General features: G+C 52.6%; 22 protein-coding genes. 20 read left to right on the forward strand and 2 right to left on the reverse strand.

The features are described from left to right. Positions 1–21: 21 nt before the first annotated feature. Together NST04_RS27520 and NST04_RS27525 are read left to right on the forward strand one after the other, a co-directional pair. Positions 22–1,500 carry a potassium/proton antiporter gene (locus tag NST04_RS27520; RefSeq protein ID WP_341187103.1) on the forward strand — a complete coding sequence of 493 codons (1,479 nt, stop codon included), beginning with the start codon at positions 22–24 and terminating at the stop codon, positions 1,498–1,500. 247 nt (positions 1,501–1,747) lie between these two features. Next, positions 1,748–2,206: a Dps family protein gene (locus tag NST04_RS27525; protein ID WP_076157080.1), complete on the forward strand. Its 459-nt coding sequence runs from the start codon at positions 1,748–1,750 to the stop codon at positions 2,204–2,206. Between the two features lie 251 nt (positions 2,207–2,457). Here NST04_RS27525 and NST04_RS27530 read toward each other — a convergent pair whose 3' ends face one another. Together NST04_RS27530 and NST04_RS27535 are read right to left on the reverse strand one after the other, a co-directional pair. Then, positions 2,458–3,162 (reverse strand): AIM24 family protein, encoded by a 705-nt coding sequence (locus NST04_RS27530; RefSeq protein ID WP_036723116.1) that lies wholly within the window; start codon positions 3,160–3,162, stop codon positions 2,458–2,460. 12 nt (positions 3,163–3,174) lie between these two features. Next, positions 3,175–3,663, reverse strand: coding sequence for a hypothetical protein (locus NST04_RS27535; RefSeq protein WP_341187104.1), 489 nt, complete (start codon positions 3,661–3,663; stop codon positions 3,175–3,177). A 212-nt stretch (positions 3,664–3,875) separates the two neighbouring features. Here NST04_RS27535 and NST04_RS27540 point away from each other — a divergent pair, with 212 nt between their 5' ends. The 18 genes from NST04_RS27540 to NST04_RS27625 all read left to right on the forward strand — a co-directional run bounded on the left by NST04_RS27540 (position 3,876) and on the right by NST04_RS27625 (position 21,257). Further along, a complete protein-coding gene (locus tag NST04_RS27540; RefSeq protein ID WP_341187105.1) occupies positions 3,876–4,562 on the forward strand; it encodes a M50 family metallopeptidase in 687 nt (228 codons plus the stop codon). A 187-nt stretch (positions 4,563–4,749) separates the two neighbouring features. Next, on the forward strand, positions 4,750–5,433 hold the full coding sequence (locus NST04_RS27545; protein WP_341187106.1) for a hypothetical protein: 684 nt from the start codon (positions 4,750–4,752) through the stop codon (positions 5,431–5,433). 233 nt (positions 5,434–5,666) lie between these two features. After that, positions 5,667–6,632, forward strand: a complete 966-nt coding sequence (locus NST04_RS27550) for a helix-turn-helix transcriptional regulator (RefSeq protein WP_341187107.1) — start codon at positions 5,667–5,669, stop codon at positions 6,630–6,632. A 259-nt stretch (positions 6,633–6,891) separates the two neighbouring features. Beyond that, a complete protein-coding gene (locus NST04_RS27555) occupies positions 6,892–7,881 on the forward strand; it encodes an ABC transporter ATP-binding protein (RefSeq protein WP_341187108.1) in 990 nt (329 codons plus the stop codon). Continuing rightward, positions 7,878–8,870, forward strand: a complete 993-nt coding sequence (locus NST04_RS27560; RefSeq protein WP_341187109.1) for an ABC transporter ATP-binding protein — start codon at positions 7,878–7,880, stop codon at positions 8,868–8,870. The genes NST04_RS27555 and NST04_RS27560 overlap by 4 nt, the downstream gene beginning before the upstream one ends. A 113-nt stretch (positions 8,871–8,983) precedes the next feature. Continuing rightward, entirely contained in the window at positions 8,984–10,660 is a 1,677-nt protein-coding gene (locus NST04_RS27565) for an ABC transporter substrate-binding protein (RefSeq protein ID WP_341187110.1), read from the forward strand. A gap of 25 nt (positions 10,661–10,685) precedes the next feature. Further along, positions 10,686–11,690, forward strand: a complete 1,005-nt coding sequence (locus tag NST04_RS27570) for an ABC transporter permease (protein WP_341187111.1) — start codon at positions 10,686–10,688, stop codon at positions 11,688–11,690. 12 nt (positions 11,691–11,702) lie between these two features. Further along, a complete protein-coding gene (gene nikC, locus NST04_RS27575; RefSeq protein ID WP_341187112.1) occupies positions 11,703–12,596 on the forward strand; it encodes a nickel transporter permease in 894 nt (297 codons plus the stop codon). A gap of 258 nt (positions 12,597–12,854) precedes the next feature. Beyond that, positions 12,855–13,118 carry a phosphopantetheine-binding protein gene (locus NST04_RS27580; protein ID WP_341187113.1) on the forward strand — a complete coding sequence of 88 codons (264 nt, stop codon included), beginning with the start codon at positions 12,855–12,857 and terminating at the stop codon, positions 13,116–13,118. Next, positions 13,115–15,556 (forward strand): beta-ketoacyl-[acyl-carrier-protein] synthase family protein, encoded by a 2,442-nt coding sequence (locus NST04_RS27585; protein WP_341187114.1) that lies wholly within the window; start codon positions 13,115–13,117, stop codon positions 15,554–15,556. Before NST04_RS27580 ends, NST04_RS27585 begins: the two co-directional genes overlap by 4 nt. Then, positions 15,553–16,290, forward strand: coding sequence for an SDR family NAD(P)-dependent oxidoreductase (locus tag NST04_RS27590; RefSeq protein WP_341187115.1), 738 nt, complete (start codon positions 15,553–15,555; stop codon positions 16,288–16,290). Before NST04_RS27585 ends, NST04_RS27590 begins: the two co-directional genes overlap by 4 nt. 11 nt (positions 16,291–16,301) lie before the next feature. Then, the gene (gene fabZ / locus NST04_RS27595; RefSeq protein ID WP_341187116.1) at positions 16,302–16,715 is read left to right on the forward strand and encodes a 3-hydroxyacyl-ACP dehydratase FabZ; all 414 of its coding nucleotides are present in this window, start codon (positions 16,302–16,304) and stop codon (positions 16,713–16,715) included. A gap of 35 nt (positions 16,716–16,750) precedes the next feature. Further along, positions 16,751–18,136 (forward strand): radical SAM/SPASM domain-containing protein, encoded by a 1,386-nt coding sequence (locus NST04_RS27600; RefSeq protein ID WP_341187117.1) that lies wholly within the window; start codon positions 16,751–16,753, stop codon positions 18,134–18,136. A 31-nt stretch (positions 18,137–18,167) separates the two neighbouring features. Beyond that, positions 18,168–18,356, forward strand: a complete 189-nt coding sequence (locus NST04_RS27605; protein WP_341187118.1) for a hypothetical protein — start codon at positions 18,168–18,170, stop codon at positions 18,354–18,356. A gap of 39 nt (positions 18,357–18,395) precedes the next feature. Further along, positions 18,396–18,545, forward strand: coding sequence for a hypothetical protein (locus tag NST04_RS27610; protein ID WP_341187119.1), 150 nt, complete (start codon positions 18,396–18,398; stop codon positions 18,543–18,545). 47 nt (positions 18,546–18,592) lie between these two features. Further along, positions 18,593–18,769 (forward strand): hypothetical protein, encoded by a 177-nt coding sequence (locus NST04_RS27615; protein ID WP_341187120.1) that lies wholly within the window; start codon positions 18,593–18,595, stop codon positions 18,767–18,769. A 105-nt stretch (positions 18,770–18,874) separates the two neighbouring features. After that, the gene (locus tag NST04_RS27620) at positions 18,875–20,176 is read left to right on the forward strand and encodes a hypothetical protein (RefSeq protein ID WP_341187121.1); all 1,302 of its coding nucleotides are present in this window, start codon (positions 18,875–18,877) and stop codon (positions 20,174–20,176) included. Then, positions 20,139–21,257: a hypothetical protein gene (locus NST04_RS27625; protein ID WP_341187122.1), complete on the forward strand. Its 1,119-nt coding sequence runs from the start codon at positions 20,139–20,141 to the stop codon at positions 21,255–21,257. The genes NST04_RS27620 and NST04_RS27625 overlap by 38 nt, the downstream gene beginning before the upstream one ends. The last annotated feature ends 18 nt before the right edge of the window (positions 21,258–21,275 follow it).

The following is a 21,275-nucleotide window of genomic DNA, read 5'->3' on the forward strand; positions in this document are numbered from 1 at the left end:
GGGGAAGGTGTGAACCGGTTCATGACTCATCTTGCAGATCAAATCATCCTGCTGCTGGCGGCTTTGCTGCTGATCGCCGTGCTCTCCACCAAATTCTCCACCCGTTTTGGCATGCCTGCTCTGGTCCTGTTTATTGCGGCAGGCATGATACTCAGCCATTTTATTTATTTCAACAATGCTTCGCTCACACAGATTGCCGGCATTTTTGCTCTGGTGGTGATTCTGTTTGAGGGCGGCATGCAGACGAGTATGAAGGATATTCGCCCGATTCTCAAGCCGGCGTTATCGCTGGCTACACTCGGAGTGCTGCTGACTACAATGATCGTTGGTATTTTTGCCAAATTCGTACTCGGTGTACCCTGGGCGGAGAGCTTCCTGTTCGGGGCCATTGTCGGCTCCACAGATGCGGCGGCGGTATTCTCCGTACTGGGCGGCAAAAATATCGATAAACGGTTAACCTCGACGCTTGAAGCCGAATCCGGCAGCAATGATCCGATGGCTGTATTCCTTACTGTGTCGCTGATTGAATGGGTGCAGCACCCGGATACCGCAGTGTTGAGCCTGGTGCTGTCGTTCTTCTGGGAGATGGGGGTAGGGCTGCTGGTCGGAATCATCATTGGCAAGCTGGCGGTGTATCTGATTAACCGGATAAATCTGGACTCCACCGGGCTGTATCCGGTCATGGCGGTCGGCTTCGCAGTTCTGACTTACGGGGTCTCGGCCATGGTACACAGCAGCGGGCTGCTTGCCGTCTATGTCATGGGGCTGGTGCTGGGGAATTCCGAACTGATGTACCACCGCACCATTATGAACTTCAATCATGGCTTTGCCTGGATGATGCAGATTGCCATGTTCATTCTGCTCGGGATGCTGGTCTTCCCGCAGGAGCTGGCGGCGGTGGCCTGGCAAGGGCTGCTGCTGTCTGTCATCCTGATGGCCCTAGCAAGACCGCTTGGCGTATTCCTCAGCCTGCTCGTGTCCCGGTTCTCCTTCCGTGAAAAGCTGCTAATCTCCTGGGCCGGGCTCCGGGGAGCCGTCCCGATTGTTCTGGCGACCTACCCGCTGCTCGCGGGGCTGCCGCACGGCAGGCTGTTCTTCAATGTCGTATTCTTCGTTGTCCTGACCTCGGCAGTGATTCAGGGAACAACGATTTCGCCTCTGGCCTCGCGGCTGAGGCTGGTGGGCCGGGAGCAGGCATCCCAGCCTTCATTAATGGAGCTGGTTGCGCTCGGGAAGACCGATTCCGAATTCAATCATATCGGAATTGACCGGCAGATGGCGATATGCGGCATGCAGATTGCAGAGCTCGGCCTGCCGGACGATATTCTGTTCACGGCCATTATCCGGAACAAGACGATCGTGACGCCGCATGGCAGCACGGTGATTGAACCTGGAGATACGGTATATGTGCTTAGCCCCAAGAGCAAACGGGAGGAGATGCGCGCCATCTTCCGCAGCGGCCTGGGGCGGGCGGCAGAGACGGATATCCCTACGGTATAAGGGACATCCTACGGGAGGATGTTAGCTTCTCTTCCGGTTTAGGTGATTTATGTCAATCCATGTGCTTTTCCAGAATTGTGATTCAAATTATAGGATAGGCTCCCGGAGGAGTGCTAGAATGTGCAGTACATCAAGGATGCAGGACATTAGATTGCAATACGGCAAAAAGTATGTTAAATTGTATATAGATTTAGAACGAGTCTAAATACAATAAGTTGTAAAATACACACTCCGGGAGGTTTTTTAAATGAGTACACAAGTTAACAGCCACACTGCACTGCATGCTGTTCTGAACCGTCAGACCGCGAACTGGACGTTGCTGGGAGTGAAGCTGCATCACTACCACTGGTATGTCAGCGGAACTCAATTCTTCACGCTGCATGAGAAATTCGAAGAGCTGTACAACGAAGCTGCGGGTTATGTGGATGAGCTGGCTGAACGGCTGCTCGCCATCGGCGGACGCCCTGCTTCCACCATGGCAGAGTACCTGAAGCTCTCCAGCCTGAAGGAAGCTGCCGGTGGTGAGAGCGCGAAGGAAATGGTGGCACAGCTGGTGCAAGACTTCGCTGCCGTAGCTGAAGAGCTGAAGCAGGGTATTACTAGCGCAGAGGAGGTCAGCGACCAGCCTACCGCCGATCTGCTGATCGGAATCCGGACAAGTGTAGAAAAGACAGCCTGGATGCTGAACGCTTACCTGGAAATATAAGAACGTATAGGTTTCACGCTATACGTTATCCTTCTATTTCTCGCTGAAACGGTACCGTCCTTTCAAAGGACGGCAATGCCGTTTCCACTTGCTTAATTCCGGCACAGGAAATATAGAAGAGCGCCCGCGTTACACATGCGGGCGCTCTTTGCTTAAAATATAAGAATTTATATGTTTCACACGATAACTTATCCTTCTATTTCTCGCTGAAACGGCACCGTCTTTTCAAAGGACGGCAATGCCGTTTCCGCTTACTTAATAAATACACCGCCAAAGGGCAGGGCCTCCCGCAGGAAGCGCTTGATAATGCCGTCTTCATTATTGTCGCGCTCGAAGCGTCTGCTCTGGCGTCCGGCCTGGAACAGCACAGGCCCGTGGCCGGTCATCTTCCAGTGATAGCTCATATGCTGGCTGGCGAGATGGTTGCCGTAGACCGTCAGCTCCAGCTTGGCGTTCTCAGGATAAGCGATAATGCTCCCGGCATCGACATACAGGGGATCGAAGGGATGGAGCTCGGCTTCGCAGACCGTGCCCTCCGTCAGAATGCCGATGCTGCCGCGGCCGGAGAATTTGACCTTGACGATATCACGGGTAATCAGCATATTCTTCATGCTCAGGACTCTCGTCTGCATCGTGACTCCCTTACTGTAGAAGAAGAGATGCCTGAAATCGTAGAGCAGATCGCTTTTACTGTCGAGCTGGATGGTCTTGACCCGGTAGCCGGGCGGCAGCGCGGCTGTGAACCGGCAAGGGCCGGTCAGATCCGCCCGGATCAGCTTGCGCTTGCGGTACATGCCCTTCACATCCATGAACCGGTCGGCACGTCCTGCCGAAGGGCCCTGGTAAGCAATAATCTGCTGCGGATGCAGCACATGAACCTCTTCGTTCTCCTGAACGGTAAAAGCAACCGCCTGTCCGCTGCCGCTGTCGCCTTCATCCTGAATGTCTATGTTCATTCTTCATCCTCCTTAACGCAGCCGGTCACTTCTTCTGGAGCGGTGGCGCATTGTGAAGCGCAGCACCCGGATCAGCAGGAAGTAGCCGACAAGAAGAGCAATCCCGGAGATGACCGTCACCTTGATCCGGTTGAAATAATTCTCTCTCGCTGTCCGGTCGTTCTTCAGCTCGTCCACGACCTGGCTGAGCTGACGGTTCTGCTCCTGCAGGGCGGCATTCTGGGACTGATACGTCTGCATTTGCTGCAGGCTGTCCGTCAGCTGGTCCTTGGCTTCACCGAGATCCTCCTTCGTCTGCTGAAGCTCTTCTGCAGTCTTCTGGTAACTCTCCTGCAGCTTGGTGACTTCTCCGGGAAGCTCCGAGAAGCTCTGTATTCCATTGTATATATCATTCAGATAATTGGCCTTGGCCTCGGGGGCAGGCCAAGTGAGAGTAAGGCCAAGCAGAAGCAGGGACGAACCCAGCAGCTTCAGCATCACTCCTGTTACCCGTCTTTTCATTAACTGATCACCACCTGTTAGAGCTAATTGTCTTCCTATTTTATCATAGCTGCTTGCCGTTTGAACAACCTGGAAGGCTGTAGGCATAATTACCCTTCAGGTCCATAGAGAGAACCATACAGGTAATACAGCGTTAAGCCAGAGATGGTTCCCGCGATATTGAGTGTCGCTGCAAATTAACGTATACTGTGAACGGAAAGGGGCTGTGTTCAATGAATAGATGGCTCAAAACACTGTTGTTCCTGGCAGGCTCTGCCCTGTTAACCCGGTTTATTCCGTTCTCCTCCTTATTCCGTAATCTGGATACCATGTTCCATGAATTCGGCCACGCGCTGATGACCCTGTTGCTCTCCGGCAATGTGCTGCGCATTGAGCTGTATTCTGATCACAGCGGTGTGACCTATTCAGCGATTGCTGCCGGAGGCAAGGCAATCCTGGTGTCGCTGGCGGGTTATCCTCTGGCTTCACTTTTCGCGTTGCTGCTCTTCTATTTCTATAGTAGAGATAAGCGGGAATGGGGGCTGGTTCTGGCCAGCCTGGTTGCGCTAATTATGCTTGTGCTGTATGTGCGGGGCGGCTTCGGGATGATCTGGCTGAGCGGCTTCATTCTGCTGAATGCTGCGATGCTGTTTCTCTGGCCGAAGGTCAGCAAGGTGTACTACCTGTTTCTTGCGTTCCTGACCCTGGAGGAGTCCGTAATGGGGACCTTATTCCTGGTCTATGCTTCCGTCGTGACACCTTCCCGGGCAGGGGACGCAGCGAATTTGTCCAGATTAACCATTTTACCGGCCCCGGTGTGGTCACTCCTGTTCTTCCTCTTCGCATTGCTGTGTGCAACCTGGGCCCTTGGGCTGTTCTTCCGCCATGAGAAAGCGGGCAGACGGGTGAGATTGATGTAATGCGTAAAACTTTGTTCGTCATATTTTGACAAAAGAATAGGCTTTCGCAAAGAGGCAATCCCCTTTAGGGGGAGGTTGGCTCTTTTTTTGTCGATATTATAGGACCGAACATACATTCCATGACAAGGAGTTGTCCGCCAATATTGGTACATTAATAGAAGACCCAAATTAAGAAAGAGGTGGAAATATGCAAGCAAGTATTCAGACGTTGTTTACATGGAGCCAGGAGCGTATTTTGGCAGGCGGTGCCAAGAAAGTAGTGCTGCTCGTGGAGTGGAAAGGAGCGCTACAAGGTGAAGATTTCCGCAAGAAGAGCCGCAAGGTGGTAGCCCGGGATATTGAGCTGCGTGTCTGGCTCGAAAGTCATGTCAAGGTAACAGGATGTTACGGGTGTAGTGCAGAAGAAGGAGAGGGGAGATCACTGCTCCTGAAGCTTGGCAAAATCCATTCCGGACAGCGCAGGTACATCGCCCTGGAATTCATGATGGCGGGTATGCCTGCAGGCATACATGAAGCCCTCTGGCTGCAATGGCAATACAAGCAGCCTACGGTGGAGCGTATCCGCGAGCTGCCGCTTAAGAAGCTGGGAATCGAATATTCCCATCATACCGACCTGCTGGGGGCACGCTCCTGCTTCCATGTGGAGAAGCATCTGGCACTGCTGCAGACAGAGGCTCTAATCGCGGAGGCCCAGGAGGCCCGGATAAAGAACAAGCCGGAGGTGCCCGCAGATATTCTTCGCAGGCAGGCGGACCAGTTGCTGCTGATGTCTGCCCGCTCCGGGGATATGCAGCTGCTCAGAGAAGCGGAAGCGCTGTATAAAAGACTGGAGGTGGAGAATCTGCCGCTTAGCAGGACCGGAATGAGATAATTGCAGGGAAGCTGCGTAGATAGAATAGGAATTACCCATACATAGGGCTCAAATATACAATCACACCCGGCGGAGCAGATAAAGAAATGCGTAATATATAAATGTGGTAACATAGTAAAATAGTTCTATTATATTTTCTTATCTCGGTTATTACATCCTTGGTTATAGATATATATAACTAGTTTATTTAAAAATAATGGGTCTATTTTACCATAAGTCAAGGAGAACTGAATATGACAGACCGATTGATCCGGCTGATGCGCATCATTACGCTAGTTCAAGCCAAACCGGGAATTCTGGCCCGTGAGCTGGCGGAACGATGCGGCAACAGCGAGAGAACGATTTATCGGGATATGGATGCGCTCAGTGCCATGCATATCCCCATTACTCATATGGGACATGGCAAGGGGTATGCTTTTATCGGGAATTTCGCGCTCTACCCCTTGGATTGGTCAGAAGAGGAAGAAGAGGCTTTTTCACAGTTGCGCAGTATTATGGCGGAGATCAAACCTTTACTGCCCCCGGGCTTTGAAGATGCATACGAGAAAGTGATGGCGGCAGATTATAAGCAAAAGGCAGAAAGGGAAGAAACAATGGAGCCTACGAAAAAAGAAGCCGGACCAAACTGGACGGAAAATAGCAGATCTCAGGGAGACCAGCCCCTCTTTCTGACCGACATTCTGGATGCCGTGATGAAGCAGAGAAGCATACAGGCTGACTATAGTGAGAATGCCTACGAAGAAAAAGGTATCCGGATTGATCCCTATTGCCTGGTCCCGCTAGAGAATCGTTTTCACCTGATTGGTTTCTGTCACCGTTTTGGAATTATCCGTACCTTTCATATTAACGGCTTCTCCAGTGTGAATCAGTTGGACAGGTGGTTCTCCAAAGATCAGTTCGATCTGCAGTCCTTCATGGAGCAGAAGTGGTCCCTGGAGCAGGACAGCCTGCAGGTTGAATTCAGAGTCAAATTCTCGCAGCGGATGATGGAACGGCTGAAGCAGGAGGAAATGTTTGTGAAGCCGAGCAGAGTGGACCGCCAGAACCGCAGCCTGCATTTCAAGGTCGCTGTGGAGCAGGACATCGGCTTCGTCCATTGGATTATGAAATACAAGGAAGAGGCTGAGATTATGGAGCCGCTGTACTACCGGGATGTGCTGAAGCATCAGTTGGAGAAGTGGCTGTCGCTGTACAAATAACGATAAGTATATTTTCCCCGGATTTTTATGCTCTGATATATTCATATAAAATTCATAGGGTTAGTTATATGCACAAATTTCCCTTGCCTAGATAGGATATCCATAGTAATGTTATACATTAAATAACAGTAATATGTATTTAAAGTCAATTATATTACTTAATATGTTAGGTATTGGTTATTGTATCTAACTTTTTAAATAGTTTTCCTGACCAGTCATTTGACCTTCGTTCAATTTTTAGCAGAAAAGAGGGAGAGACTTGATCCAGCCGATTCTGAGCATTGAAAACCTGCATACCCACTTTTTAACGGACCGCGGTGAGGTTCCTGCAGTGGATGGTGTCGATCTCTACATTAACCCGGGCGAGGTTCTGGGCGTGGTGGGGGAATCGGGCTGCGGCAAGAGCGTCACCTCCCTGTCCATCCTGAAGCTGGTTCCAAGCCCCCCAGGAAGAATCGTAGATGGACGTATCCTGCTGAAGGGCCGCGATATTGTCCCGCTGAAGGAGAAGGATATGCGCAAGATCCGGGGAGATTCGGTCTCCATGATCTTTCAGGAGCCGATGACCTCGCTGAATCCCTTATTCACAGTTGGCCAGCAGATTATGGAGACGGTACGTCTGCACCGCGGTCTCTCCAGAAAGGAGGCCCGGGAGCATGCGGCCGGTATGCTGCGCAAGGTTGGAATTCCCCGGCCGGAAGCGATCATCGACGAGTACCCCCATCAGCTCTCGGGCGGCATGCGCCAGCGTGTCATGATTGCCATGTCGATCTCCTGCAGCCCGGAGCTGCTGATTGCCGATGAGCCGACAACCGCACTGGATGTAACGATTCAGGCCCAGATTCTGGAGCTGATCCGCCAGTTGAATGAGGAGCAAGGCACTGCTGTCATGCTGATTACCCATGATCTTGGCGTAGTGGCTGAGATGTGCCACCGTGTGGCTGTGATGTATGCCGGCAAGGTGGTGGAGGAAGGCAGTGTTCGAGATATTTTCAAAAATCCGCTGCATCCGTATACGAGAGGACTGATTGCCTCCGTCCCCCGGATGGATGAAGCCAAGGAACGTCTCTACTCCATTCCGGGTAATGTGCCGGTTCTCAGTACAGAGATGCAGGGCTGCCGGTTCGCACCGCGCTGCCCGGAGGTCATGGAGCTCTGCATGCAGAGCCTTCCGGCGCTGACACGGCAAGAGGAACAGCACAGCTGCAGATGCTGGCTGCATGACAGTCCACAGGAGGATGCGGTATGAGTGAGAGCCTGCTTGAGGTCAAGGGACTCCGGAAGTATTATCCGCTGAACAAGGGCTTCTTCAGCCGGGACCGCGGCAGTGTGAAGGCTGTGGATGATATCTCCTTCGCTGTAAGCAAGGGCGAGACCTTCGGTCTGGTAGGAGAGAGCGGCTGCGGCAAATCGACCACCGGCCGCGCGCTGCTCCGGCTGATTGAGCCGACAGCGGGTGAGATCTGGTTCGAAGGGCAGGAGCTTACGAAGCTGTCTGCGGAAAAGATGCGGAAGCAGCGCCGGGAGATGCAGATCGTCTTCCAGGACCCGTTCTCCTCTCTGGACCCGCGTCATACTGTGCAGCGTATTCTCGAAGAGCCGATGATTGTACACGCCACCGGCAATGCCAGGCAGCGTAAGGCAGAGGTGGAGCGGCTGGCGGATGTGGTCGGATTGTCCAGGGCGCATCTGCAGCGTTACCCTCACCAGTTCTCGGGCGGACAACGCCAGCGGATCGGCATTGCCAGAGCGCTGGCACTCCATCCGAAGCTGATTATCGCGGATGAGCCTGTCTCTGCGCTGGATGTATCGATCCAGTCCCAGGTCATTAACCTCATGCAGGATTTGCAGCGGGAATTCGGCTTAACTTACATATTTATCGCCCATGATCTTAGTGTGGTGAAGCATATCTGCGACCGGGTAGCCGTAATGTACCTGGGGCGGATTGTCGAAATTACGGACAAGCATACGCTCTATGCCCGGCCGCAGCATCCTTATACGCAGGCTCTGCTCTCTGCGGTTCCTGAACCTGATCCCGATATCCGCAAGGAGCGGATCATTCTGCAGGGGGAGGTACCGAGTCCGGCCAATGCGCCAGTCGGATGTGCATTTAACACGCGTTGTCCGCGCGTGATGGAGCGGTGCCGGGTAACCAGACCTCCGCTGCTGGAGACAGAAGCCGGCCACTTCACAGCCTGCCATCTCTATGATGAAGAAGCCAATACACCGCTTGCCTGATCTGTTTGCATCTTAGAGCCATACACAGAAGAACCTTGGTTTATAGCTGTGCTACCTGCACCGCTCTATATAAACACTTTGATATTTCAATGAAAGAAGGGAGCTTTCTGGAGATGAAGAAATGGGGTAATCTCGCATTGGTACTGATGCTTGGCGCGGGGCTCGCGCTCAGCGGCTGCGGCGGAGGGAACAACACAGGCAACGCAGGCAACACAGGAAATACCGGAGGGAATACGGCGGCAACGAATGCTCCGGCAAGCCTACCTGAGACATCCGGGACAGCGCAGGATACCCTGATTCTGGGGCGCGGGGGCGACTCGGCTTCCCTTGACCCGGCGATTGTGACGGACGGGGAGTCGCTGAAGATTGCCCATCAGGTCTTCGATTCGCTGCTCGAATATAAGCCGGGCACCTCCGAAGTCCAGGCCTCCCTTGCCGATAGCTGGGAAGTAACGCCGGACGGGCTGAGCTATACCTTCAAGCTGCATCCCGGCGTGAAGTTTCATGACGGAACCGATTTCAACGCCGAGGCCGTTGTGTTCAACTTCCAGCGCTGGAGTGATCCGGCCAGTGAATACAAATTCGAAGGTGATTCTTTCGACTACTATGACTCCATGTTCGGCCCGGACGGGTCGCGGGTGATCAAGGAAGTGAAGGCGGTGGATGAGTCGACGGTTCAATTTGTACTGAACCAGCCGCAGGCGCCGTTCCTGCAGAATATCGCCATGACCACCTTCGGGATTGCCAGTCCTGCTGCGATCAAGGAGAAGAAGGAGAATTTCAAGAATGAGCCGGTAGGGACGGGCCCGTTCGTGTTCAAGGAGTGGAAGCGCAACGATTCCATCACGCTGGATAAGAATACTGCCTACTGGAAGGAAGGGCTTCCCAAGCTGAACAAAGTCATCGTGCGCTCGATCCCGGACAACTCGGCCCGCTTCACGGCGCTGCAAAACGGGGAAATCGACCTGATGGAAGACCTGAGCCCGGACGACTTGTCCACGCTGGAGAGCAACAGTGCTCTGACCAAGATTGAGCGCCCGCCTTTCAATGTGGCGTACCTCGGCTTCAACTTCAAGAAGAAGCCGTTTGACAATGTGAAGGTCAGACAGGCACTCAGCCATGCGGTCAACAAGCAGGAGATTATCGATGCATTCTTCGCCGGCCAGGCTCAGGCTGCGGTCAATCCTATGCCGCCTTCCCTGTGGGGCTATAACGACAGCGTGAAGGACTATGAGTATGATCTGGACAAAGCCAAAGCTTTGCTGGCCGAAGCGGGCTATCCTGACGGACTGCCTGACCCGGTGACCCTGTACGCGATGCCTGTATCCCGTCCTTATATGCCTGACGGCAAGAAGGTAGCCGAAGCGATTCAGGCGGAGTGGGAGAAGATCGGGGTCAAGACCGTGATCGAGTCCCCGGAATGGGCCACTTATCTCGATGACACCAAGGCCGGGGAGAAGGATGATATCTTCATGCTCGGCTGGACCGGCGACAACGGCGACCCGGACAACTTCCTGTACACCCTGCTGGACAAGGATGCTATTCCCGGCAATAACCGTGCCTTTTATGTGAATGAAGAATTGCATACGCTCCTGACCGGCGCCCAGAAGGAGACAGACCAGGGCAAACGCACCGAGCTGTACAAGCAGGCTCAAGAGATGATCAAAGCCGATGCGCCATGGATTCCGCTGGTTCATACCACACCGCTGCTGGCCGGCAAGGCCAATCTGAAGGGCTTCGTTCCCGGACCGACAGGTACAGAGTATTATAGTGAGATTTATTTTGAATAAATACACCTTTGGAAGGTGAACGGAATTGAACTCTTACCTCATAAAACGTGTGATGGTGCTGTTCCCGGTGCTGATCGGCATGACCCTGATCGTCTTCTCCATCATCCATGCGATTCCGGGTGATCCGGCCGAGACGATTCTCGGCCAGAAGGCGACGGAGCAATCCAAGCAGGCGCTGCGTAACCAGCTTGGCCTCGACAAGCCCTGGCTGCAGCAATATTTTAACTACATGGGTGATTTGGTGCAGGGTGACCTGGGGACTTCAATCCGCACCAAAACGCCGATTGCCAAAGAAATCGTACCGTATCTGGCCGCTACGCTGGAGCTGACGGCTGCCAGTATGCTGTTCGCAACCTTCGTTGGAGTGAACGCCGGTATCCTCAGCGCCTGGAGGCAGAATTCCTGGTTCGATTATACGGCTATGATCATCGCGCTCATTGGGGTATCGATGCCGATCTTCTGGCTGGGGCTGATGGAGCAGCTGCTCTTCGCCCTGAAGCTTCATTGGCTGCCGTCCATCGGCAGGATGGACCAGCGCAATCCGGTAGAGACGATAACCAACCTGTATGTGCTGGATACCATTCTGGCCGGGCAGTGGGACCAGCTATGGACGGTCATTAAGCATCTCATTCTGCCGAGTATTGCGCTTGGCACGATTCCGATGGCGGTCATTGCCCGGATGACCCGCTCCAGTATGCTGGAGGTAATGAATTCCGATTACATCCGTACAGCCAAGGCTAAGGGGATGTCGCAGTTCCTCGTGGTCTATAAGCATGCGCTGAAGAATGCACTGATTCCGGTGCTGACGGTAATCGGCCTGCAGACAGGGGCGCTGCTCGGAGGGGCGGTGCTGACCGAGACGATTTTCGCCTGGCCCGGGGTAGGGCGTTATATCTTTGAAGCGATCAGCTCGCGGGATTATCCGGTGATTCAGACGGGGATTCTGATTATCGCTTTTATCTTTGTGGTCATCAATCTGCTGGTGGATCTGCTGTATGCCGCTATCGATCCGCGCATCAATTACAAGTGAGGGGGAGCAGCTATGGGACAGGCAGCACTAAAGGCTTCACCTCCTAAGGCTCCGGCGGATCAAGCCTCCGGCCCCTGGCGCGATGCGTGGAAGGCCTTCCGCAAGAACAAGACGGCCATGGCCGGGCTTGGCATTATCCTGTTCTTTGTACTGATTGCGCTGCTTGCGCCGTGGATCGCCCCGTATGATTTCAAGGCCCAGCAATTGGTGAACCGCCTGAAGCCGCCGTCGGCGGAGCATTGGTTCGGTACGGATGATCTGGGACGGGATCTGTTCACCCGGGTGATCTATGGGGCACGGATTTCACTCTGGGTAGGATTTTTCTCCGTAATCGGCTCGATCATTGTCGGCACCGCACTGGGCATACTCGCCGGATACTACGGCAAATGGATGGATATGATGATCTCCCGTCTGTTTGACATTTTGCTGGCTTTTCCGAGTATTCTGCTTGCCATCGCTATTGTAGCTATTCTGGGGCCTTCCTTGCAGAATGCGCTCTACGCAATTGCCATCGTCAACATTCCGACTTATGGGCGGCTGGTCCGGGCCAAGGTGCTGAGCTTGAAGTCCGAGGAGTACATTACGGCGGCCAGGGCGATCGGGATGAAGAACGGGCGGATTCTGTTAAGCCATATTCTGCCAAACAGCCTGACGCCGATCATTGTCCAAGGCACCCTTGGCATCGCTACAGCCATCATTGAAGCCGCTGCGCTGGGCTTCCTTGGACTGGGCGCCCAGCCGCCGGACCCGGAGTGGGGCAAGATGCTCTCCGATTCCCGGCAGTTTATCCAGAAGGCCCCCTGGACCGTAGTCTTCCCGGGCCTGTCCATCATGCTGACCGTCCTCGGCTTCAACCTGATGGGCGACGGCCTGCGGGATGTGCTGGACCCGCGGATGAAGAACTAAAGCGGATGTACCAGGAACCAATCCGGCCAAGGGAGGCGGGTTGGTTTTTTGGTGTGAGAAGTGATCTTTATCTAAATAAAGTCTTTTTGTTCATATCTACATTATTCGACTAAAAAATTCAAAAAAAGTAATGGATTAAACCCTAAAATCGGTTTATGATAGATTCATCAAATGGAATATTAACCCTTTTATTTAAAAATGTGAAAAATATCACTAAGTCTATTGATGCAGGATGTTTAAAGAAAGGGAGAGTACATAATGAAATTGCAGGAAGAAGTAATTGCTAATCTCCAGGCTATTCTAGTAATGAAGCTGCGCCTTCCGATGCAGCCCTCAGAGATTGATCCTGAGATGGAATTGTTCAACAGCGGACTGGGCTTGGATTCTGTCGATTCTTTGGAATTAATAGCAGCAATTCATGAGGATTACGGGATTGAGCTTAACGCGGAGCATACCCCGCTCTTCAGAAATCTGAATACATTAAGTGAATATATTACATCTTCCCTGGCGGCTACACTGTGAGAACCGGGAAGCAATGTGTAGTTACCGGACTGGGGGCCATTTGTGCGAACGGGGCGGATGCAGAGATATTCTGGAATAACAGCATACAAGGACAGAACGGCATCCGGCTAATTTCGCCTGAGAAGCTGGGCCGGGATATCCCGGGATGGTACGGCGAGGCCGAAGAAGTCATTCCATTAGCGGGAAATGGACGGGAATACCGGAGAATGGACAGGACTTCATTACTATGCCTCAAGGCTGCTGAAGAAGCGGTGACTCACTCCGGCGCGGATTTCAGCAGGATGGACAGACAGCGTATAAGTGTCGTGATGGGAAGCTGTACAGGCGGGCCGAGCAGTGCAGAGCGCATGTTGACAAGGCTGCGGAGCGGGAAACGGTTATCCCCTTATGATGTGCTTAATATTCCTATACACGCTACAGCCGGGCATATTGCCGGACATTACAGCCTGCGGGGTTCTGTAACCAACATTGCCAATGCTTGTGCGGCAGGAGCTATGAGTATCGCTTATGCCTGTAATCTGATCCGTTACGGTCAGGCTGATCTGGTTATTGCCGGAGGAGCAGACGCCTTTGCCAAGCTCCAGTTCGGCGGCTTCTACGCCCTTAAGGCCCTGGATGCCTCTCCGTGCTCTCCCTTCAGCAGAAGCGAAGGAATCTCACTTGGCGAAGGGGCCGGTGTTCTGGTTATCGAGTCCAGGGATCATGCGACCGGCCGCGGCGCCAAGATACTGGCAGAGGTGCTGGGCTACGGCATTACCTCTGATGCCTACCATATTACAGCTCCGCGCCCTGACGGTGAAGGGCAGATTGCCGCCATTCGTCTTGCACTAGAAGAGGCCGGGCTTACCAGCGCAGAGATAGGTTATCTCAACGCTCATGGAACAGGAACGCCGCTGAATGATGCTGCCGAGCAGAAGGCCCTGGAGGCGGTCTTTGCTCCTGAGGAGATTGCCGTAAGCTCCACCAAATCCATGATAGGACATTGTCTTGGAGCAGCGGGAGCTTTAGAAGCCGTGATTACGATTCAAGCCCTTGAACATCAGCAGCTTCCTCCTACTATTCATTCAAGCGGCAGCAACAAGCAATCCCGGTTCAACTTTGTACCGGATACAGCCCAGCATGGAAGCTTTGAATATGCGATGTCGAACTCTTTTGCATTTGGAGGAAATAATGCAAGCCTGATTTTTGGTAAAAATTCATATAACAACGGTATAAGAACATTTAATGAACAAAGAGTCTACATAACAGGAATCGGACTCCTCACTTCTGAGGGCGGAGATATTGCAGCCTATTGGAAGAATATGAATGATGCGGACAAAGAGAGGGCTACGGGTAAGGAGGCTACCGGTGGTCTCGTACCAGACTCCCACTTAGCTGCTGAAGGCATCTCTCCGGCATATACCCGAAGAATGGACAGGTTATCCAAGCTGCTATTGTTCTCTGGCCTCGGTGCCATTCGGGATTCAGGCCTGGAGATGGATGAACAGCAGGCACAGGATACCGGACTGATTGTAGGCACTTCGGACGGGCCGGCGGGCGAAATCCGCGGCTTCCTGGAGCAATTGCTGGCCAAGGGCGTCCAGGCAGGAAGTCCGATGTTGTTTCCCAATACCGTCTACAATGCCGCCGCCGCCCAACTGTCGATCAACCAGCAGATTCAAGGCTGCAACATGACGGTAAGCAATGGAATTGCCTCCGGCCTGGATGCGGTCTGCGACAGCTTCGAGATGGTCAGAACCCGGAGACATCGGGTGGTGCTCGCGGCCGGAGTGGACGAATATTCAGATACGGCGCAGCTGCTTTACGATACGCTGCAAGCACTTGACCGGCACGGGGAGTCAGCACTGTCCAAGCCGTACGGCTTCACCGGCAACGGATTCTCGCTGACGGAGGGTGCAGCGGTACTTGCCCTTGAATCTGAGGATCATGCCCTCTCCCGAGGGGCTCCCTTGTATGCCGAGATCACAGGGTATGGACGCTCTTACCAATTCTGTGCCCCCGGGAAGATTGATCCCGAAGGCACAGCCCTCGATCTCGCCGTTCTGCAAGCGACAGCCATGGCGGGCCTGTCTCCGGAAGACATTGATGCGATCGTAGGCTTCGCGAATGGGGATTCTGCCATCGACAGGATGGAGCTGCGCAGCTATGAGCGTGTGTTCGGCAGCAGGGCAGAGGATATACCGGTATATGCCATCAAGAACCGGTTAGGTGAAGGGCGGGCAGGGATCAGCGCGGTGCAGGCTGCACATGCTGCCATGCTCTTGCACAGCGGAGAACGTCCTGTACCCCAGAGAGGGAGCCTTCAGCCTTCGGGTATGGATTCTTCCGGGAGCAGTAAGGGATTCAATACCATTCTGGTCACCAGCTTTTCGTTCGGGGGCGGCTTCAGTGCCATCGTACTAGAGCAAGTCCCGGACCGGAGAGGAGCGCAATCATGAGGCAGGTAGCTGTGGTAACAGGCGGATCAAGAGGGATAGGCAAAGCATGTGCACTGGGGCTGGCCCGGGCCGGTCTGGATGTTGTGGTGAACTACCATGAGAATCAGGAACGGGCGCTTGAGGTTGTGGATACCATACACAGCTATGGAGTCCGGGCGATAGCTGTCCAGGCGGATGTCTCACGGAGCATTCAGGTGAAGCGGCTGTTTGAGGAGACGGTAGCAGCTTTTGGGACCATGGATGTACTAATCAATAATGCAGGGATCTCGGACAGCACACTCGGCATGATGATCAGCGACCAGCAGATAGAGCGGTCCATTGATACGAATCTTAAGGGGTGCATGTACTGCTGCAAACAGGCTGCCCTTCTGATGGTGCGGAATAAGCGGGGGAAAATCATCAACTTATCCTCGGTGAGCGCCTTCAAAGGGTTAACCGGGCAGTCTCTATACAGTGCTACTAAGGGGGCAGTCAATGCTTATACAAGGGTGCTCGCCAAGGAGCTGGCGCGTTTTAACATTCAGGTGAATGCAGTGGCTCCAGGATTCATTGAGACGGATATGGTATCTGCGCTCCCGGCGGCTAAGCAGGAGGAATACCTGAAGCTGATTCCTGCCCGTACCTTCGGGAAGCCGGAAGATGTCGCCAATCTTGTCTGCTTCCTGAGCAGCGACAAGGCAAATTATATTACTGGACAAGTCATGCTGGTAGACGGCGGGCTGGAGATCGGATGAGGGGGAGCGGGATGAACGAGATCTATTCATTGCTTGAGCAGCGGCCCCCGTTCCTGTTCCTGGACAAGCTTCTGGAGTTGGAAGAGGGAGTGTACGCCAAGGCTGTGAAGAATATCAGCATGAATGAGCCATTCTTCAGCGGGCATTTTCCCCGCCAGCCGATCATGCCCGGTGCCTTAATTATGGAAGCGGCGGCTCAGCTCTGTGCCGTTGTCATGGGCAGAGCGGATGAACAGCCGGATAAGCTCCCCGTACTGATCAAGGTGGAGCTGATGAAGTTCCTGAAGCCTGTTGTTCCGGGAGACCGCCTGGAACTGGAGGCCCGGCTCCTGTCAGGCACACCGTCATTGGCTAAGTTTAGCGTAGAAGGCTTTGTTGAAGGCCGGAAGGCAACAAACGGTATTCTCGTATTTTCATTCATATAACTATCCATAACCACTATTAAGAGCGGAGGCGCATTATGTACAGAGTCAGCAATTACACCATTTCCATTCCATTAACGGAGGACAAGGACAGATTCATGTTAGTACACGGGTATTCCGGGGCATTCGATATTGTGAACGAGTCGATCCACCAGGCACTGCGCAGCAGTGCTACGGAGGAGGAACTGCTGTGCGAGATCACAGCCGGAGACAGACAAGTACTGGAACAGCGGGGCTACCTCACCACGAAGACCGAAGAGGAGGAGCGGCAGACACTGGGCAGAATTTCGGAAGCGCTGCACCGGGCAAGCTCCAAGGTGATATCGGTTACGTTAATCCCCACGTATAATTGCAATTTCCGCTGCGAGTATTGTTTTGAGAAGAAATTATTCGATAAAGGTAAAGATTATCTGCAGCGTTCCATGGACGCTGAGACGCTCGCCGCAGTCTTCGTTCAGATTGACAAGTATCGGGAAGAGGGCTATCAGATTGGCCAGGTTACCTTGTTTGGCGGGGAGCCGTTGCTGCGGACAAGCTACCCCATCGTGAAGCAAATCGTAGAATTGTGCAAAGAACGGGGGATTACGCTGTTCGCTGTGACCAACGGCCATGATCTGAAGCATTATCAGGACCTGCTTACCAAGGATGGGATCAATTCGATCCAGATCACTCTGGATGGCGAAGAAGCAACGCATGACAGCAGGAGATACCTCGCCGGAGGCCAGCCGACCTTTGCCCGGATCGTGGAGAATATCACCATGGCGCTGAAGCAGGGAATTCATGTGGCCGTCCGCTCCAATGTCAACAAGCGCAATATCGCCCAGCTCGAAGGACTGATGAAGATATATCAGGACAAAGGCTGGACGGAATATCCGAATTTCAGCTACTACTTCAAATCGACGCATAAATGCTATGAAGAGCCTGCGGAGGCCATTACGGATGTAGAGCTGATGGAGCGGCTGAATTCTATATACGGCGGTGTCGAAGGCTTCTCCTTCAATAGTATCTACAGCAATCTGACCCGCACCCTGGGCAGCATGTTCAAGAGCGAAGGGTATGCTCCGCTTAGGGCGGGGTATTGCGGAGCCACCACCGGGATGTTCACTATTGATCCCTATGGAGACATCTATCCCTGCTGGGATGTTTTGGGCGACCGTAAAGAGAGCATTGGTGTGGTCAACCTGGAGCAATCGCGCTTTGAGCTGAATGAACGCTCTGCCTTCTGGCGGGGACGGACGGCCGACAAGATTGAAGAGTGCGCAGCCTGTCAATATGCTCTGTTCTGCGGCGGCGGCTGCGGAGCACATGCCAACATTACCAATAAAGATCATTACACGGCATACTGCGAGAATTTCAAACTGATTTTTGATGAAGTAGTTGCGGGACTATATAGCAAAATCCTTAAGGAACCGGCACAGGTATAGACATGCCCTCTTCCGAAAGGAGGTGAAAAGTATGCAGACAGAGACTGTTCAATCACTAAACAAGAATGTCAGTTTCAATGAGAAAATGGATATTCTGTTCCAGGAATTGTCCGAACGGACCGAAATGTCCTGCTCCAGCAACCATTGTACGATCGTAAGCACCACGCCAGGCGGAGGGTCGTGTATGGGCAATGTTTCCTTCTGTGATGTGAATCTGTAAGGCGCTAGCCCCTATTATTACGTAAAGGAGGTGAGAACAATGGAAAAAAGCATCCAATCTGTGAATCAAAGCATTGAGATTGATGAACAAATGGACTTATTATTCGAAGAATTATCTGAAAGAGCAGAAATGAGCTGTGCAGGCAATGCTTGCAGCGGAAACGCTTCAGCTTGTGGAGTTAATTTCTAATGCATCTAACTAGACGATGAAAGTGTGGTGGGAAAATGATTCAATCTTTGAACAAGGAAATTCGGGTGAACGAGCTGGATGAGATGATGATGGAGCTGGAGGAAAGACCGGAAATGGTCTGCTTCTTCCATGCTTGCGGAGGAGATGCAGGTACCGTTTGTCTGCCTGTGGCTTGTGCAGGATATTTAGGTTTAGGCGGAGGGGTATGTTTCCTGGGTATCTAATAGGCTACATAACACCATGAACAAGACAGGTCGGGATATTCTCTCCCGGCCTGTCTACCTGTTCCGCTAATACGAAGAGCTATTTCCTGAGAAGGTAGTGATATTATGAATCAGCAGCTTGTCCCCAAGCTTAAGCAGGAAGTGACGGTCGAACAATTCGATTCCAGCATGATCAGTGCAAGCTATCTGCTCAGCTATGGTTCACGGCAATGGCAGATATCGGAGCTTGTCTATAGTGTAGTCTCTCTCGTGAACGGCAGGAATAACGTGGAGGAGATTTGTAGTCAGATGAATAAGACGGGCGGACCGCGGATCGAACCCGAGTCCGTCCATTATATTATACATGAGCTTCTATGGAAGAAGGGTGTGCTTGAAGGTTCAGAGAATACAGATGCTCCCAAGAAATCGCTGAACCAGAGCTTGTGGCTGCGGGGAACGCTAATGAAGGCGGGTCTCGTAGGGAAATTCCGGTTTCTTGGAGTGCTGTACAATCCCAAAATATTCGTCTATCTTGCGGGCCTCGGGCTGATCTCGCAGTTATGGCTGTTGTCTTATTTGCTGCATCCCGGAACCTATCAGGCTGTACTGAACACCAACGGCCAAGGCTTTCTATACCTTCTGGGTACAGGGCTGCTGGTCACGTTGTTCCATGAGCTGGGTCATGCCAGTGCGGCCATGCACTACAAGATTGCACCCGGCAACATCGGATTCGGAATCTATTACGTTATGCCCGTGTTCTATTCGGATGTCACCAAGGTATGGAGACTGTCCCGGCGGCAGCGGGTGATAGTGGATATTGGCGGCATCTATTTTCATTCACTGGTGCTGCTCGTGGTCTATGCTGCCGGGTGGATGTTCTCGAATCCCTACTTAATGGTGTGTGCCATTGTGTTATCAGTAGAGACAGTGCTTAACCTGAACCCGTTCATCAAGCTGGACGGGTATTGGATTCTGTCCGATTTAACGGGAATCCCCAATCTTCAGGAGCAGATGAAGAAGTTCCTGGCGAGCAAGCTCAAAGGATTGTTCCGCCGTACGGAAGAGGTGAAATTCAACCTTCCTATCGGCCAAAAAGAAAAGATATTCTTTTATATTTATGTGGCCAGCAGCTCCTTGTTCATGATCTTTTTCTTCTATTGGATCTTCTCTATGGCTTACACGGTGCTCTCCCATCTGGATAAATTGCGGGCTATCGTGATGGTGGACTACAAAAATCTATCGATATGGAGCGCAATAACACAGGTATTCCGGAATATCTTCAATAATTTTGTTTATTTGATTTCTTTATTTTTTGTGGGGAGAATGGCTTACGGATTCGGAGGCAAGCTGATTCGTCCTGTTGCATACGCTATCCAGAGGAGGTTCCGGCGTGAGAAAACAGATCAGCGGGTTTCAGAGCATTCCTGAGCGGGAGATGCTGGATTGCCGGATCACATCCTTCCGGGAGATTCTGAGATATTATGGAATTATACTGGATTCCGCACCGATCTTCCTCTTATCAGGCGGTGCGGGATTCCAGTTCGGCCATCTTGCGCTGCAGGAGCTCGCGGGGGTGAAATTCTGGTTCGCGGGCAGCTCTGTGCCCTGTCTGGAGGAAGAATTCATGAACCGCATCTCCCTTCCCCGGCAGAAGTACCATATTGCCAATGATACGGGGGGATGGGAGACCATCAAGGAATTCACGGACCGGGACACCCCTCTGCTCATTATGTTTGACAGCAGATACATAACCAGCGGGCCAGCAGGAGGAGGAAGCATCCTGGGTCAGCTTTATAACCCTTCAATGACTGTATTTACCGGTTATGACACCGAACAGGAAGAAGCCTATATTGTGCTCCACCAGACGGACCAGCAGTCAGAGGTGCTGGTGACATCCCTGCCTGAATTTCTGGGTTCACGGCATCATGTAACGATTCCCTCCTCACCCGAAGGAATCTGTTATGAGCTGAATATAGATGCAGCGTACCGGGAATGGTTCAGGACTGAATACCCGCTGTTGCTGAAGAAGGCCCTACAGGATACATGTGAGCGTATGCTCGGGAACGGGACGATGGAGGACCTGGGTGGCGGTGCGGAGATTACAGATGGCGTGCAGGGAGTTTCAGGCCTGGCCAGGCTTATTGCAGAGATGGAGCAGCATGCCGCAGAGCTTGCCGAGACAGATAGCTTCAACGCCAAACAGTTTGTGGTCATCTTCCTGATTCTCAGGGGCAATCTTGAGATGGGCAGCTATACGTGCAACAGAGTAGAGTTCGGCAGCAGCCTGCAGAAGGTCGCCAGCCTGTTTGATCCTCAGGCGTTCCATGAGCTGGGCCAGGAATTTATTGAGGCAGGCGGGCTTTGGCGCAGCGTTATGAGACAGCTCTATAATGTAAAGTTCCGTACTCAAGATCCAGTTGCTTACCTGGGTGAAGTCATAGCGTTATTCAGGCAGATTAAGGAGAGGGAACAGTTGCTGTTTACCCGGCTGAAGAATATTCTGCAATGAATAGGAATTTATTTGTGA

The organism is Paenibacillus sp. FSL H7-0756, from assembly GCF_038006765.1.
Lineage (GTDB): Bacteria > Bacillota > Bacilli > Paenibacillales > Paenibacillaceae > Paenibacillus_AQ.

Bases quoted from the DNA above. Each gene is read 5' to 3' on its own strand.
- NST04_RS27520 (WP_341187103.1), top strand. From the start codon at position 22: ATGACTCATCTTGCAGATCAAATCATCCTGCTGCTGGCGGCTTTGCTG.
- NST04_RS27525 (WP_076157080.1), top strand. From the start codon at position 1,748: ATGAGTACACAAGTTAACAGCCACACTGCACTGCATGCTGTTCTGAAC.
- NST04_RS27530 (WP_036723116.1), bottom strand. From the start codon at position 3,162: ATGAACATAGACATTCAGGATGAAGGCGACAGCGGCAGCGGACAGGCG.
- NST04_RS27535 (WP_341187104.1), bottom strand. From the start codon at position 3,663: ATGAAAAGACGGGTAACAGGAGTGATGCTGAAGCTGCTGGGTTCGTCC.
- NST04_RS27540 (WP_341187105.1), top strand. From the start codon at position 3,876: ATGAATAGATGGCTCAAAACACTGTTGTTCCTGGCAGGCTCTGCCCTG.
- NST04_RS27545 (WP_341187106.1), top strand. From the start codon at position 4,750: ATGCAAGCAAGTATTCAGACGTTGTTTACATGGAGCCAGGAGCGTATT.
- NST04_RS27550 (WP_341187107.1), top strand. From the start codon at position 5,667: ATGACAGACCGATTGATCCGGCTGATGCGCATCATTACGCTAGTTCAA.
- NST04_RS27560 (WP_341187109.1), top strand. From the start codon at position 7,878: ATGAGTGAGAGCCTGCTTGAGGTCAAGGGACTCCGGAAGTATTATCCG.
- NST04_RS27565 (WP_341187110.1), top strand. From the start codon at position 8,984: ATGAAGAAATGGGGTAATCTCGCATTGGTACTGATGCTTGGCGCGGGG.
- nikC (WP_341187112.1), top strand. From the start codon at position 11,703: ATGGGACAGGCAGCACTAAAGGCTTCACCTCCTAAGGCTCCGGCGGAT.
- NST04_RS27580 (WP_341187113.1), top strand. From the start codon at position 12,855: ATGAAATTGCAGGAAGAAGTAATTGCTAATCTCCAGGCTATTCTAGTA.
- NST04_RS27590 (WP_341187115.1), top strand. From the start codon at position 15,553: ATGAGGCAGGTAGCTGTGGTAACAGGCGGATCAAGAGGGATAGGCAAA.
- fabZ (WP_341187116.1), top strand. From the start codon at position 16,302: ATGAACGAGATCTATTCATTGCTTGAGCAGCGGCCCCCGTTCCTGTTC.
- NST04_RS27600 (WP_341187117.1), top strand. From the start codon at position 16,751: ATGTACAGAGTCAGCAATTACACCATTTCCATTCCATTAACGGAGGAC.
- NST04_RS27605 (WP_341187118.1), top strand. From the start codon at position 18,168: ATGCAGACAGAGACTGTTCAATCACTAAACAAGAATGTCAGTTTCAAT.
- NST04_RS27610 (WP_341187119.1), top strand. From the start codon at position 18,396: ATGGAAAAAAGCATCCAATCTGTGAATCAAAGCATTGAGATTGATGAA.
- NST04_RS27620 (WP_341187121.1), top strand. From the start codon at position 18,875: ATGAATCAGCAGCTTGTCCCCAAGCTTAAGCAGGAAGTGACGGTCGAA.